8 protein-coding genes are annotated in these 14,233 nt (G+C 69.9%); 1 reads left to right on the top strand and 7 read right to left on the bottom strand.

Annotated features, from left to right (window positions below):
* Nucleotides 1-15: 15 nt before the first annotated feature.
* The 7 genes from CEP17_RS15125 to CEP17_RS11235 all read right to left on the bottom strand — a co-directional run bounded on the left by CEP17_RS15125 (nt 16) and on the right by CEP17_RS11235 (nt 13,524).
* A complete protein-coding gene (locus tag CEP17_RS15125) occupies nt 16-2,625 on the bottom strand; it encodes a right-handed parallel beta-helix repeat-containing protein (protein WP_162722442.1) in 2,610 nt (869 codons plus the stop codon).
* A gap of 134 nt (nt 2,626-2,759) precedes the next feature.
* A complete protein-coding gene (locus CEP17_RS11260; protein WP_061681023.1) occupies nt 2,760-3,473 on the bottom strand; it encodes a CDP-alcohol phosphatidyltransferase family protein in 714 nt (237 codons plus the stop codon).
* Nucleotides 3,470-8,824 (bottom strand): PKD domain-containing protein, encoded by a 5,355-nt coding sequence (locus tag CEP17_RS11255; RefSeq protein ID WP_112932300.1) that lies wholly within the window; start codon nt 8,822-8,824, stop codon nt 3,470-3,472. The genes CEP17_RS11260 and CEP17_RS11255 overlap by 4 nt, the downstream gene beginning before the upstream one ends.
* Nucleotides 8,825-8,897: 73 nt before the next feature.
* Nucleotides 8,898-9,524 (bottom strand): hypothetical protein, encoded by a 627-nt coding sequence (locus tag CEP17_RS11250; RefSeq protein WP_135949632.1) that lies wholly within the window; start codon nt 9,522-9,524, stop codon nt 8,898-8,900.
* Nucleotides 9,525-9,588: 64 nt separating this feature from the next.
* Nucleotides 9,589-10,875: an O-antigen ligase family protein gene (locus CEP17_RS11245; RefSeq protein ID WP_162722441.1), complete on the bottom strand. Its 1,287-nt coding sequence runs from the start codon at nt 10,873-10,875 to the stop codon at nt 9,589-9,591.
* Complete coding sequence (locus tag CEP17_RS11240; RefSeq protein ID WP_112932298.1) at nt 10,872-12,197, bottom strand: hypothetical protein; 1,326 nt, start codon at nt 12,195-12,197, stop codon at nt 10,872-10,874. The genes CEP17_RS11245 and CEP17_RS11240 overlap by 4 nt, the downstream gene beginning before the upstream one ends.
* Nucleotides 12,198-12,327: 130 nt before the next feature.
* On the bottom strand, nt 12,328-13,524 hold the full coding sequence (locus CEP17_RS11235; protein ID WP_051039572.1) for a hypothetical protein: 1,197 nt from the start codon (nt 13,522-13,524) through the stop codon (nt 12,328-12,330).
* Nucleotides 13,525-13,744: 220 nt separating this feature from the next.
* Between CEP17_RS11235 and CEP17_RS11230 the strand changes: the two genes are divergently transcribed.
* On the top strand, nt 13,745-14,206 hold the full coding sequence (locus tag CEP17_RS11230) for an adenylyltransferase/cytidyltransferase family protein (RefSeq protein WP_036319026.1): 462 nt from the start codon (nt 13,745-13,747) through the stop codon (nt 14,204-14,206).
* The last annotated feature ends 27 nt before the right edge of the window (nt 14,207-14,233 follow it).

Below are 14,233 nucleotides of genomic sequence, written 5' to 3'. Positions count from 1 at the left end.
GGGGTCGGGCGCCGATCACGGCATCCGCGCCCCGACCCCGTCGACCGATCCCGTCCACCACGCCGCTGCGCGCGGAGGGCGGGGTTGCGCGACACCTGGGTGCGACACATCGCCCAGCAGCGAACCGGTGGGGGTGGTCACCGGGCGACCGTCGATGGAGATCGAGTGCAGGTCCTGGCCCGTGATCGCACGGTAGCTGTCGAGCGTCGTGAAGACGAAGGGATTCACGTTCGCGGCGCCCCGGGACCATACGACGAGCCACGCGGGCTGCGATGCTCCCGTGCGCTGGAAGATGTTGCCGTCCGATCGGATGTTCAGCTCACTCGCGGCGAAGCGGTGCGAGTAGTCCTCGACACACAGGGTGCACGCGCCGCTGCTGCCTCCCACCACATTGTTGCCGAGGGCGATGTCTCGGATCGTCCACGGCATGTCGGGGTCGGGGAACGGACGCCGTGGATCGTGGCCAGGGACGGACGCGTCCGCCTGGCTGCGAGAGTCTTGGACAATGTTGATCGTCCGGTTTCCGCCGACGATCGTGTTGTTCCAGATCTGCACGTCGCCGGTGTTGTTGATCTTCAGCGCATTGCCGCCGTTCCCGACGATGAGATCGTCGACGATGTCGACCTTCTGAGTCAGCTCGATGAAGGCGCCGTGCCCGAGATTGCCGATCAGGTCGCTCCTGGCGATCGTGAGATCGAAGACGGACTGGTCCGTCCAGATCCCCGGGCCGTCGTTGCGGAGGAAGGCGGAATCGACGACGCGAACACCGCGCGACTTGGCGATCTTCACGCCCCCCGACACCGGAGCCTGGTTGAAGTGCTCCGCGTTGTTCTCGAGGGCCAGGACGTTCTCGAGACGCAGATCGTCCGCCAGGTTCGCCCCGATGCCCAGCAGACCGTTGCGAGCGAGGGTCACGTCGCGCAGAGTCGCGCGCGCGGCCCCCACGAACACTCCCGTCGTCGCGTTGTCGGCGACGGTCACCCCCTGAAGGGTGACATCCGGCGCCTCGATCGTCACGGTGCCCATCATCCAGACCGATGTCGCATATCCCCGGATGCCGATGTCACGGATGACCGTGCCGGCGCCTCGGATCGAGAGCGCCTTGGTCTCCGATGACGCGCGCACCTGATGGCCCTCCGGTGAGGAACCGATGTACAGGCGATCGGCGGCGGTGTCCACGAAGAAGGTGCCGGGACGCACCTGATCGCGACTGCCGACCTGTGCCAGCGCCGCGCCGTCGATCCAGATCTGGTCGGGATGGGCCGCCATCGGGTGTCCCGCGCTGATCCACTGCCATCCGCTGGTCGTGCCGTCGGGGGCACCACGGGTGAACGTGGGGCTGGAATCGAACTGCGCCGTCCATCCGTCGACGACCCACGTCGTTCCGGCGCTGCGCCACCCGGTGACGGGGCGAGCGCCGTCGAGCCAGACCTGCGCACCGGGCGCGGATTGGATCGTCACGCGCTTACCGGCCGGTACGGTGACGTTCTCGTTGTAGGTGCCGCTGCGGACGACGATGACGGCACCGGTGCTGGCGCGGTCGACAGCGCTCTGGATGGTGGAGAAGGGTGCGGAGGCCGACCCGGTGCCCCCGGCGCGTGCGGAACCGTCGACGATGACGGCGCCGACCGGAATCGGCGCGCTGGACACGCCCGGCGACGGGGCACCACGGTGGCGCCGTGTGCCGGACTCGTCCCAGGTGAGCGTGGAGCTCGACGACGGGTCGGGCTGCACGGACGGAGACGGAGTCGGCGCGGGGGACGGCGTCGGCGCGGGTGTCGGGGACGGCGCGAGTGTCGGGGACGGCGTCGGAGAGGGGCGCGGCGTCGACGGCTGCGACGGCGTGGGCTGAGGGCTGTTGCTGCCGGGACCGGCCCCCGTCGGCGCGACGGCGACACGGTAGTCGTCGAAGGCGAACTGCTGAGCAGACGAGCTGCTCGAGAGGTAGCCGCCCACGCTGACCGCGCCGGCGGCGGCGACACGGGCCGAGCTCGCGTCCGTGGCGGCGAGCCGGGTGGTGACACCACCGACCGTCACGACGGCGTCGACCGCCACGGAAGTGGTGCCCCTCACACTCGCTTCGAGGACGATGGAGGTGTGGGCGCGGAGCCGGGTCGAGAGGGTGGTGCGAGCGAGCACGACTTGGCGCGATCCGGTGACTCGGAGCGCCTCGAGGACCGCGGAGCCCTTCGGATCGACGATTACCTGCACGTGGTAGAACCCGGAGGCGGTCTTGCGCGCCTGCAGATTCAGATACACCCCGCGTCCGAACGCGGGAAGGCTCGGCACCGTGAAGGCGACCGATTGGGTCGTGTCCAGCGCTGTGAGCCCGGACGGCGATGCGGCCACCGACGTTCCGGGAACGCGGATGACCGCACGCGCCGCTCCGCCCGAGACGGAGAAGGCGCGCGGGTCGGACATTCGGTACGTGGCCGCGCCCGAGGCCCCGCCGAGTCCCGTCGCGACGCTGCGCTGCATGTCGTCCGCGAAGACCACGGCGGGCGCCGCAGCGGTCACAACCGTCGGCGAGGAGGCGATGTCACGATCGACGGCGAGGGCGGCGGTGGGAACGCCGCCGGCGAGGAGCGCGCTGACGAGAAGGACGGCAGACGCCGTGGAACGCATGAGGAGTCTCTTTCTCCCCAAGAGTCCACCACGCGGCAACGATCGCACGCGGGGTGTGTCGAGCGTAGCAAGTGCGGAGAGCGCCCTTGCCGACTATGAGACTCTTCTCACCGCGAGCGCGGCGCACCGCGCGCTCATCCGAGGTGCTTCATGCGGCGAAACCACACCGGCAGCGCCGCAACGAGGTGCGCGAGAGCCGTCAACGCGAGCATGGAGTACACCACGACGAACACCGGCGGTGCTCCCCACAGCACGAACGAGAGACACCAGACCCCGTAATCGACAGGGAGCCCGAGGATCGATCGCAGCGGCGACGATCCTCCCGCCTCCGCCGCCTGGGCCACGCCGGCGCGAGCGCGCAGCAGATCGTTCAGGATCATCCCGAAGAACGCGACCGTCGCAACGATCGCGAAGCCCAGCGGTACCAGGATCCACGCCACCGGCGCATCGAAGAAGCGGAACGCCCCGACGGCGACCGCCACGTGCAGACTGACCAGCTTGGCCGCATCGACCACGTGATCGAGCCACTCGCCGGCCAGAGACCCTCCGCCGCGCAGCCGGGCGACCTGCCCGTCTGCGCTGTCCCAGGCGTAGCCGGCGGCGAGCAGCAGCCAGACGACGACGCCGAGGAGCAACGACGGAGGTACCGTCGCGAGAAGGACGATCCCCGTGAATGTCAGCCCGGCACTGACAGCGGTCACCTGATTGGGTGTCAGCCCGACCGCGTACGCGCCGGCCGCGATGACCCGGCCGACCGGACGGTTGACGTAGAGCGAGTAGGCCGGAGCTCCGCGTCCCCGGCCCTTCTGCGCGGCGCCGAGCTGCGCGTAGGCCGCTGCGACGGTCACGGCACCACGACCTTCGCCTGGAAGTCATCCACGAGCACGACGAACGGCAGGCCCGTGAAGCCCGTGCCCGCGTAGGTGGTGAAGCCGGTGAAGCCCGCCGACTGCAGCGCCGCCGTGGTGTCGGTGGTGCTCAGCTGCCATGCCGAGGGCTCCGCGGTGCCCGCGGGCCAGATCTTGCTGCGCAGAGCCGTCGTCCCCGTACCGTCCACCTGCACGCGCACGGTGTACACGGTGTTGGCCGCGAGGGTGAATCCGGGAAGATCGAGCGAGGCCAGCACCGTGCCGCCGCGCGCGAGCTGCGCCTGCACGCCACCACCCGGCGCGATGACCCACCGCGCGCGGTAGTCGTCCGACCCCACGACGCGGCCGAGGGCGGAAACGTACATGCGCGCTCCGGTCGGCAGCGCCGGCAGTGCGAACCCGAAGGTGAGATCGGTGCTCGCCGAGGTCGTCGCGTTCAGCGTCGCCGAGCGCGTCTGTCCCGCGGCCTGCGAGGTGAGCTTCGCCCTTCCTGCGTCGATCGCGACGTTGGCGGTGCCCGAGGTCTGGGTCCAGGTGCCGCCCACGACCGCCGCGCCCAGCGCAGTGCCGGAGGCTCGACCGAAGTCGTCGGCCGCGAACGGCGCAGCCGCGGGGGCGGCAACGGTGACGGCGCTCGTCGTCGTGCCTGTCGCCCCCTTGTCGTCGGTCACGGTGAGCTTCACCGTGTACGTTCCCGATGCCACGTAGGCGTGCGTGGCCGTGACCCCTGTGCCGCTCGTCCCGTCGCCGAAGTCCCACGCGTAAGCGGATACGGTGCCGTCGGCATCCGTCGACGCGGACCCGTCGACGGCGATCGACAGTCCCGAAGGCGTCGCCGTGAAGGCCGCGGTCGGGGCCTGGTTCGGCGGTCCGGCCGGCGCGGTGACCGTCACCGAGGTCGACGCGCTCCCCGTCGCACCCTTGTCGTCCGTGACGGTCAGTTTCACCGTATAGGTGCCCGCGGTGGCGTAGGTGTGCGAGGCGGTCGCTCCCGTGCCCGATCCCCCGTCGCCGAAGTCCCAGGCATATGCCGACACGGTCCCGTCCGCATCGGAGGACGCGGACCCGTCGACGGCGACCGACAGTCCCGAGGGGGTCGCCGTCACCGCGGCGACGGGCGGCTGGTTCACGGGGGCTGTCCCCGCGGACGATCCCGTCCAGAAGTTGTCGAACCCGGTCTCGAACGGAACGTTCGTCGCTCCCCCGCCGAGGTAGACGCCCAGCCCGACCGAGCCGGCCGCCTGCAGTGCGGTGGTGGCGTCGCTCGCCGTCGCGGTCCATGCCGCCGGTTCGGCGGTGCCCACCTTCCAGACCTTGACGCGCAGCGCCGTCGGTGCCGTGCCGACCGCCTCGACACGGGCGTGCAGCGCATCGCCCGCAGCGACGTTCAGCGCCGTGCCCACATTGGTGAGCGTGGTCGTCGTCTGCAAGAGCTGCACGGTCACCCCGCCCGACGGGGCGACGATCACGCGCGCACGGTAGTCGACGGCGCCGACGCGCCGTGCGTGCACCGTCGCATACGCGCTGGCGCCCACCGGCCGCTGAGCGAAGCTGATGTCGACGTTCACCGCAGTGTCGGTCGAAGACACACCCGTCAGGTACGCGTAGCGCTGCGCCGTGGCGGAGGGCTGGATGAAGACGGCCTTCGTCCCATCGACCCGGTAGTTGGACGCCGTGTTCGACAGTGTCCATGCACCGCCGTTGTCGGCCGTGCCGAGTCCGGATGCCACCGTACGGTTGAACGAGTCGTTGGCGTACGTCGACCCCACCACCGGCGCCGTGACGGTCACGGGGATCGCCTGCGTCGCCGTGGCGCCGTCGTTGTCCGTCACGGTGAGCGTGACCGTGTACGAGCCGGCAGCGGCGTAGGTGTGGGATGCCGTCGCTTCGGCGCCCGCGGGGGTCCCGTCGCCCCAAGCCCACGCGTAGGAGGTGACCTGACCGTCACTGTCGGTCGATCCACCGCCGTCCACGGAAATGGTCAGGTCCGCCGCCGTCGAGGTGAAGGACGCGGCGGGCGCCTGGTTGGCGACCGCGGTGACGGGCGTTGAGGACACACCCGTCGCCCCCTTGTCGTCGGTCACCGTGAGCGTCACGGTGTACGTGCCGGCCGCCGCGTAGGTGTGCGTTGCCGTTGCACCGGTGCCGTCCGGCGACCCGTCGCCCCACGACCAGCTGTACCCGGCGACCGTCCCGTCGCTGTCGCTCGAGCCCGTACCGTCGACCGCCACGGCGAGCTTGGTGACCGCCGAGGTGAACGACGCGGTCGGCGGAACGTTCGCCGGCGTCCCCGTCGCGCCGAGCGCGTAGTGCTGCACGACGTCGCTCGCCGCGAGCGGCATGGGATAGACCGCGACCTCGTCGATCTGTCCGTCGAACTCCCAGTCACCCGGGCCCCAGGTGACGTCGCCGCCGACGTGCCAGTAGCCGGTGTAGTCCTGCGCGTTGGCCTGACCGTTCGACCCCTTCAACGCGCCGTCGACATAGAGCTTCATGCCCTCGGCGCCCTGCGTGGCGACGACGTGGTGCCACGCACCGTCGTTATAGCCCGGCGCCGTCTGGAGCGTCTCACTGAAGCCGACCCATACGCCGTAGATCAGGCTGCCGTCCGGCGTCATGTAGACGTGCCGATCGTAGTTGTTGGAGTTTCCGTCGGGGCTGTTGCCGAACCCGATGATCTTTCCGCCGGTCGTCGTCGATGTCTTGAACCAGGCCTCGAGCGAATACGAACGCGGGTTGGAGAACGTGTTCTTGCTGATCACCTGCCCACCGGAGAACGTCGCCGCCGTGTCGCTCACTCCACTCAGCGCACCCGCCGCACCTTGTGCGACCGCGCCGACGTAGGTGCCGGGTTGGCCGAAGCCGGAGGCGTCAGCGGCGATGTTTCCGGAGCTCTCTCCGAGCCGCCAGTACAGCGACGGCTCGAGCGCGTAGACGGCGGCGCCGTAGGCATCGGCGGGCGCCGTGGCGGCGGCGAGCGTGCGCCCCGAGGCGACGTAGTGGGCGGCCACCTGCTGGCGGGTCAGGGGCGCGCCGTAGATCGCGACGTCGTCGATCGCACCGGCGAAGAACGCGGCACCGGACCACGGGCTGTCGCCGCCGACTCGCCAGTATCCACTGTAGGGCTGAGCGGAGGTGACGTCGGTGCGCATCGCGACGCGCACGCCGTCCACGTACAGGACCATGCCGCCCGAGCTCAGGCCGGCCGAGATCTGATGCCACTGACCGTCGTTGTACGACGCCGAGGACGTGATCGTCTGGACCGAACCGGGGTAGACACCGAAGGTGATGCGCCCGTCCGGCTCCATGTACACATGCCGGTCGTAACTGCCCGACGTTCCGGTCGAGCTGTTTCCGAACCCGACGATCTTGCCGCCTGCCGTCGTGGTCGTCTTGATCCAGGCCTCGATGCCGAAGGTGTCGGGACCTGCGATCTGCTGCGTCGTGGATGCGAATCCGGCGCTCGATCCGTCGAAGGTGGACGACGGGCGCGTGTCATTGAGCATCGCGCCGGCGCTCCCTCTGGTGACTCCGCTGTTGACCGTGAGGTCGGAGGCGCCGGCCCAGTCGTAGGACAGGGTGGAGGAGTCGTCGTCGAGCGGCCAGTAGTCCAGGGGGGTGTCGGCCAGCACGGCGTCGCGATACGCACTCGCGGTCGAGGTCCCCGTAGCGGTCACCGTCGCCGTCCCACCCAGGATGGAATGACCCTGCGCATCGGTCGCCCGCACCCGATAGGTGTACGTCGTCCCATTGGACACCGAGTTGTCGATGTAGGCCATCGCCGGCAGACCCCAGTCGGGCGACTTCGATCGGACGTTCTCAAAGGTCTTCACGACGACGTTGTTGCGCAACACCTCGTACGTCAGGAACTCGCTGTCACGGTCGTAGTTGAGCGGCCAGCTGACGCGGACGGATCCCCCGGACAGCGCGATCGCCGTCGCCGGCCAGGCCGTGTTCCACAGCAGGGGCCCCTGCGCATTGGTCGACTTCGACGGGACCGCGAAGCGCACGAGACCCTGTTGCCCCGTGTTGTTGACGCGGGTGAACTCGCCGCCGTAGACGAGGTACTGGGAGTTGCCGTTGACCGTCCAGGGTCCCTGCGAGGCGCCGCTGACCGAGCCGGCGTTGAAGCTGGGGAACCAGTGCAGCAGCCGAGGTGCCGGGTTGCCGCCGAAGTCGAAGTAGCCGTTGTTGAGCCCAGACGGCGTGATCCGGGCGGGCTCGTTCGTCACCGCGATGCCGCGGTAGAAGGTCCAGGGGTCGCTCTGGGGGAAACCGTCCTCCAGGCTGCCGCAGTAGTGCGGATGACCGGCGGCGTACACGGCGTCGCCCATGGGCTGCACGTCGTATTCATCGCCGTGGCAGTCGTTGACCCAGATGAGGTCGCCGGTGGCCCAGGAGGATCGGAAGCTGCCCTCCAGATTGCCGCCGTCGCCGAACACGTAGCCGGTGCCGTAGAACGATCCGGCACCGTCGGATTTGAGCGACATGATCGACGCGTCGAGCCCGGCGTTGCGGATCACATTGTTGGTCTGGAACGGCAGCAACGAGGCATCCGCGGCACTCACCATCGCGAGGCCGTACCCGGGGTTGCTGCTGCCGTTGAGCGTCTGGAAGTTGCCGCCGAGGACCACCTTGGTGCCGTCGGGCGAGACGACCACGACGCGACCCTGGCGTCCCTCGAGCACGGGGGCCCACGGCAGGAGCGCCCCGGCGCGTGTGACCGCGGCGGCGCCGGCGCGGTCGTTTCCCGACATGCGGCCGAAGGTGCCGGTGAGATACACCGTGTCGTTCGTCGCCGCGACGCCGGAGGTCACTCCGTTGGAGTTCGGGTTGAAGGTCGAAAGGGTCCCGCTGGGCAGATCGAAGGCGGCGACGCGGTTGCGCGTCTGACCGTTGACGGTCGTGAAGTCGCCGACGATGTAGAGGCGGGTGCCGTCGGGCGACGCCTCGACCTGGCGCACCTGCGCGTTGATCGACGGCGCGAACGACGTGATGAGGTTGCCCGTCGTGATGTCGTACGCCAGGAGGTTGCTGCGCGGCGTCTCGTTCGTTCCGGCCGCCGCCCCCGCCGGGCGGGCCGAGGTGAACTTGCCCGCCGCGTAGACCACATTGCCGACGACGGCCTGGTCCCAGACGATGCCGTTGATCTGGACGGTCGGCAGCGCATCGGCCGTGACGGTCGACGGCGTGCCCTCTGGCGGACTGACATCCGCACGCGCGGGCGCGACGACGACGAGACTGCTGACGATGACGGCGGCGGCAGCCGCAAGAACCGTCGCGATGATCCGCGTCTGCTGTCCGCTGACGCCGGTACGAATGCGCACCATGACTCCCCCAGTCATCCCTCGCAGCCGGATCCCCATCCGTTGATGCCGCGAAGGCGATAATCCCCCAGGTCTCCTACGGCCGCGGGCCGACGAAGACGATGTCTGGCTCAGACGCCAGCAGGTCGACGGTAACACGAATATCCCCCTCCGCCGCAAGGGGTGCGACGAAGGTGAAATCCGCGGTGGCCTCGGCGCCCGGCGCAACCGATGCCGGGAACACGCGCGCCTTCTTGTCGGTCACGGCGATGCCCGGCGTGCGATCGTCTCCCCCGTAGGTCAGGTTGACGCCCGCCGCGCCGGTGTCGATGGGTGCCGAGCCGTTGTTGACGACGCGCACCGACACGGTGATGGCGTCGCCGCTCGGCTCGCCGGGCACATCGCCCGTGAACGTGCCCTTCGTCACCGCGACGAGCTGCACCGTCGCGCCGGCCACCGGTGGTGCAGGCTGGTCGAGAGGCACCTCGGCATCCGTCGGCGGCTTGGTGATCTCGGTCGTCGAACCCGCCGCGGGTGTCTCGAACGCCGTCGGCTGCGGCGTCGGCGTCGCCCACGACGGGCTCGGAGACGCGGCCGCGGATGCGTCCGGCTGGCCCTGGCCGACCACCGCCCACACCACGCCGCCGACCAGCAGCGCCGCCACGACAACGAAAACGATCCACGGAGCGCGTCCGCGTCCGGCTGTCGGCATGTCTTGTGCCATGCGAAAAGCACCTCCCCCATGTGCCCCGCGCCGCGGCGGGCCCCAGTTCCCCGCGTGCGCTCCCTCAGCGTACGCCCGGCATCGTCACAGAGCGAGCACGAGTTTGGTTCTCGTGACCCGGCGGCCCGGACGCCTGTCGCGACCTTCTGGTCAGCAACGCCGACAGCGTCACGAACAGGACGAACGGCATCGCGCTGTCGACCATGCCGCTCTCGGTGAACGTGCGGATGACGAACATCGTGAGCAGCGGCAACAGCAGTCCGCGACGCGACGCCGCTGTGACGGCGGTGATCACGCACCACGCCACCAGCAGACCGATCAGCAGCACTCCGAGCAGTCCCGCCTGCGCCAGAAGTGAGACCCAGCTGCTGTCGAGCACCTGCGACGATCGCCACTTCTCCTGGACCGCGACCTCTTTGACCGACAGACCGACGCCCAGCCAACGCTGCCACGAGGCCCAATCCCAGCCGAGGACCACCTGCCAGCCCGTGAGACGGGAATCCAACGCCGTGCTCTCCGCCGACGTGCCGCCGCGGCTGGCGAGGCCGTCGACGACGCCGGTGAAGACGATGACACCATAGATGACGGGGACGAAGACGAGAAGGGCGTAGAGGACGCCGCGCCGACGCACGCCGTTGGTCACCAGCGCCACGATCGCGCCGAAGAGGATGCCGACGAGGGCGATGCGCGATCCTGTGGCGACCACGATCCCGAACAGGACGACGCTCGCGATCACGGCCGACACGCGCACACCGCGGCGCAGGATCAGAACGACGAGGGCGATCAGCGGAAGGGCGGCGAGTCCGGCGAGCTCGTTCGGATGGATCTCCGGGATGCCGCCGCCCAGCCGGCCCTTGACCAGCGTGCGCGCGCCCGTCGTGGCGGCGACCACGGCGAGAATCCCCATCGCCGTCAACAGGGCGGCGACGGCCCGATCCCACGGGGCGTTCGTCAGCAGAAGCAGCAGGGTGGCCATGACGATGAAGACCCTCATGACCAGCACGGTGGTCGCCGACCCGTTGCCCGCGACGACCCCGCCGAGCAGGCTGATCATGAGGGTGACGGCGATCACCGCCGCGGGACCGAGCCCCACCGGCATCCGTCGGCGCGTGAAAAGGGTCAGGCCGACGGCGCCGCCCAGCGCGACCAGGGCGATCGCCGCCTTGGCCACGACCACAGGGTCGAGCCCGCCCGCGTAGAACGACTGCGGCCGCCACGGAATGACGCTGACGATGACCAGGAGGAACAGCGCGACGAGAGCCGCGAAGCGTCGACGCGTCGGCCGCGAGGCATCCGCGTGGACGCCCCCGTGCACCCGTTGCCCGCGCATCGCGAGCCCTGCGGCCGTCATGGCCGTGCGGCCGCGCCCGTTCCGGCGGCCCCCACGGGCACCGCATCGCGCCACGTCTCGGTCACGACGCCGGACGCATGCCGGGCGGTCCCGGTGAGGACGACACCCAACGGATGCACGTCCACGAAGGAGAGCTTGGTGATCAGGGCCGACAGCGCCGATGCCGCCGTCGATCCGCTCCGCACCGCGACCACGACTCCTGTGGCGTCGTCGACGAGTTCTCGCACCACGGCGACGGATGCGGCATCCACCACCACCACGACGACGTCGACATGCGCCCGCAGGGTCGAGCGGAGAGCGGGCAGTGCGTCCTGCAGCGCTGCCGCCGCGACCGGCAGAGGATCGGCGAACTGCCGGCCCGCGGCCTCACCCACCGCGGCGTCGACGTCCTCCCCGTCGAGAACCTCGGCGAGCGAGCGCGTCTCGGCCGCGGCGTCGGATGTGGCGCGCGTCTCCAGGATCGTGACGGTACGACCCGCAGCAGCGAAGGCAGCCGCCAGACCACTGCGCTCCGCCTGCCCGATGGCATCGTCCGAAGCGGTCAGAACGAGCACGGACGAGAGGTCGCTGCCGCCCAGCACCCCGAGATTGGCGACGGTCTCGTCGAAGGCGACGGACTCGTCCTCGTCGTCCGAACGCCTCCAGCGGCGACGGCGGGGGATGCGCCCGACGACGCGGATGCCGACGAGGCGGCGCACGTCGGAGATGGTGATGACGTTGCGGTTGGTCACCGTGCGATAGACGGCGACGATCCCGCCGACGGCCAGCCCGACGATCAGTCCGAGCCCGACGATCGCGAGCGTCTGCGGAGACACCGGCGCGAGCGGTTCGACCGCTGGCAGCACCACGGTGAGGTTCACCTGGTAGCGCTCGTCGGCGTCGGAGTTCTCCGTCGACTGGATGAGTTTCGACAGGTGCGCTGCGGCCGCATTCGCGATCGCCGCGCTGAGCTGCGCAGTGGGAGCCTCGGCGCGCACGACGAGCAGCACGGTGTCGGTCGTGTTGTCCGCCGACACCATCTTTCGCAGGTCGCGATCGCTGTAGTCGGCAGCGGAGAGGTGCAGATCGCTGCGGATGCCGGCGATGACCTCCGGACTGTCGACGAGCTCCGGATAAGAGCGGATGCGCGCGAGGCTGAACTGGTTGCGCTCGAACAGCGACGCTTCCTTCGAATCGACCTGCAGCATCAGCGTCGACGTCGACGCGTATGTCTCCGGCAACAGCTTCGCGATGCCGTAGGCGCCGCCTGCTCCCAGCAGTGCGACGATCAGGACCAGCAACCAACCTTCGCGGAGTATCCGCGCGTACGGGACGTCCTCCATGCTCCCCACCCCCCAAGATGAGCCCGAGCGCCGGACGTACCCCTGTTTCCCTCGTCCGACGCCTTCGTGCTGGGCTGAACCTACCACCAGTCGACGTGGCCTGCCGACCCTTCTCAGCCGGTTGAGAGGATCAGGGCTCCGCCGGCGTGTGCGCGGCGATCCAGCGCAGCGCGACGCCGCCGAGCGCGGATGCCACGGCGAGCGCGAACGGAATGAGGGCCGGACTGCCGCCGACGAGCACGATCACGACCGTCAGCACCAGGCCGAGAAGGGTGTCGCTGAGGCGAACCAAGAACACCACCCGCTGACGCCCGGCGACGGCGCTGAGCGCACCGTAGGGCGTGACCACCGCCACGGAGAGCCCGTACACGAGCCACGCCACGAGCATCGTCGGATCGAAGGCGACACCGAACGCCAACGGCCCCAGCCAGGGCCCGGCGCCGAGCGCCACCGCGCTCATCAGCACCGTCGCGCCGACGAGGACGAGCACGACACGGTCGGCCTCTCGCAGCGAACCGGAGCGGCCCTCGCGCCGGTGGTCGGCGAAGCGGACGAAGAGGAACGACGACAGCCCGCCGACGACGAGCAGGAGCGGTGAGGTGTAGGTGCGCGCCGCTTCGAGCATGCCGACCGCGGCGGCCCCGGCAGCCGCCAGCACGACCACCCGTACCGCCGTCAGCATCGCCGGCCGCAACGTCTGCTGCAGCCCTCGCCACGCTCCATAGCTCCAGACGGTGCGCAGGTCCGCGCGTCGCCAGCCGACGAGGACGCGCTCCGATCGGGGAACCAGACGCCACCCGACGATCGCGCCGACGGTCTGGCCTGCGGCGATGACACCGAGGAAGGCTCCGAGCGACAGCGCCTGCAGGGCCGCTGCCGCGGCCAGCAGGGCGAGGCTGATGACGAAGCCGGTCAGATCGGCGGCGATCACCCGCGAGAAGGCGTACCCGGCCATGAGGAGGCGTCGGACGATCTCCTCGACGACGAAGGCGACCATCGCGAGGGCGAACAGTCCCGCTTCGGCAGGGCTCGCGAAGCCGGTGACCGCGGCCACGACGGCGGCGATCACAGCGCTGGTCGCCGCCGCGATCGCTAGCCAGACCTCGAGTCCGGCGCGAATGCGTCGGTCCGCACGATCGAGCACGACGAGCGCGTCTCCGACGAGTCCCGTGACGATGCCGGACGCCAGCACGATCACGCCGTAGAGGATCGCGAAGCGTCCGTAATCGGCGATGCCGAGCAGCCGTGCGACGAGAATCTGCAGCGCCAGGCTCACCGCAGCCTGAGCCGCTTGCGCGGCGATCGCTCCCAGCGCCTTCCGCTTCACGCGAGCCCCTTCCCCCGCGCCCATCTTGCCCGACGGCGCGCCCGGGCGGCAGCCTCGCCCCGCTTCACCCCGTCGTCGAGGTGCACGGCACTGTCGTCTCGCGCGCACCTGCGGTAGTGTGCAGACGTGGGCCGGGGGGCCCGCATCGAGCCGGGGGGCTCGAACCGGGACGACGCTCGTCGTCGAGCTCGGATCACATCGAGAGCTGGGGGAGCTCGCTATGGCTGTGTCGATCGGCTACGCCGCCGGGGCGTTCGATCTTTTTCACATCGGGCATCTGAACATCCTTCGCCATGCCAAGGAGCAGTGCGACCTTCTGATCGCGGGTGTCGTCAGCGACGAGATGCTGCGCCAGGTCAAGGGCGTGGAACCGTTCGTCCCGACCGTGGAGCGCGCGCAGATCGTGCGCGACATCCGCTACGTCGACCATGTCCACATCGAGACGGTGCCGGACAAGCTCGAGGTGTGGCGCGAGGTCGGCTTCACGCACTTCTTCAAAGGTGACGACTGGCGCGGCACGGAGAAGGGTCTGCGCCTGGAGCGCGAGTTCGCGGCCGTCGGCGTGCAGGTCGTCTACTTTCCCTACACTGCGCACACGTCGAGCTCGCAGCTGCGACGCGCGCTGGACGCGGCCATCGTGGCGAAGGACGAACGTCGCGGCATCCGCTCGGACGTCGGGTAAGCACCCCCCGAGCGGAGGGAATCTGCG

The organism is Microbacterium sp. PM5 (assembly GCF_003293595.1).
Lineage (GTDB): Bacteria > Actinomycetota > Actinomycetes > Actinomycetales > Microbacteriaceae > Microbacterium.
Note: the sequence above shows the minus strand (reverse complement) of the source record. Positions and strands in the feature narration are given on the sequence as shown.

Coding starts and splice junctions, on each gene's coding strand:
- CEP17_RS15125 (WP_162722442.1), bottom strand. CDS start 2,625: ATGCGTTCCACGGCGTCTGCCGTCCTTCTCGTCAGCGCGCTCCTCGCC.
- CEP17_RS11255 (WP_112932300.1), bottom strand. CDS start 8,824: ATGGTGCGCATTCGTACCGGCGTCAGCGGACAGCAGACGCGGATCATC.
- CEP17_RS11250 (WP_135949632.1), bottom strand. CDS start 9,524: ATGGCACAAGACATGCCGACAGCCGGACGCGGACGCGCTCCGTGGATC.
- CEP17_RS11245 (WP_162722441.1), bottom strand. CDS start 10,875: ATGACGGCCGCAGGGCTCGCGATGCGCGGGCAACGGGTGCACGGGGGC.
- CEP17_RS11240 (WP_112932298.1), bottom strand. CDS start 12,197: ATGGAGGACGTCCCGTACGCGCGGATACTCCGCGAAGGTTGGTTGCTG.
- CEP17_RS11230 (WP_036319026.1), top strand. CDS start 13,745: ATGGCTGTGTCGATCGGCTACGCCGCCGGGGCGTTCGATCTTTTTCAC.